At 41.1% G+C, this 705-nt stretch carries 1 protein-coding gene; it reads right to left on the minus strand.

What is annotated here, in order from left to right:
* Positions 1-187 precede the first annotated feature (187 nt).
* Positions 188-705: hypothetical protein (locus ACFFUV_RS23490; RefSeq protein ID WP_390198371.1), on the minus strand; the 518-nt coding region annotated here is incomplete at its 5' end.

Genomic DNA, 705 nt, shown 5'->3' on the forward strand with positions numbered 1-705 from the left:
TAATTGGTTGATAAGGTCGGTAATCGAATTATCCGGCTTTACCAAATCACTATATTTTATCGGGTTGTTATTGTCTGTCATAACGCCAATTATTACTTTGTTATTTTCGAGAAATTTGTCCGTATTTCAATTTTCTTTTCTCGGTAATACAATTTACCCTTCGGAACCAAACAACGCCGGAAACGGGCTAATTTCGCCCCGCTTTCGGGTTCTTTGGCTTTGTCGCCTGTTTAATGTACTCAAATGCGTTGTAATACTCCAATACGGTAAACGATTTTGGGTTTACGTGCAAATGTTGGGACAACATCAAACACATATTTTCAAACTGCTTGTCGTATTGTATTTCCATGCTATCCGACCCGCTAAACGATTGGGGTTTTGTATAAGTCAACAACAACGTCGTAATATGGTCTATTTCCGCCCGTTTGTCGCTTTCGTCCCCCTGTATTATCGCATCCAACATTAACATCGTGCGTTGCTTCAATTGGTCGTAATACTCTTTAACCGTGGCATCGTCGAATAGTTTAGGAAAATACAATTGCAATTCTTCATCTATTTTTTTTTTGACCGCTTCCAATTGGGCGGTCAACTCGGCGTTCGGTGCATCGGCGAATAAATCCAATACCTTTTGCAAACCGTCCGCCGTCATATCGTTGTATTCGGTTCCGTCCACGGACTTAACCAAACAGGCAAACGCCAAATACT

The sequence above is a fragment of the Vibrio olivae genome, from assembly GCF_042428525.1.
GTDB classification, from domain to species: domain Bacteria; phylum Pseudomonadota; class Gammaproteobacteria; order Enterobacterales; family Vibrionaceae; genus Vibrio; species Vibrio olivae.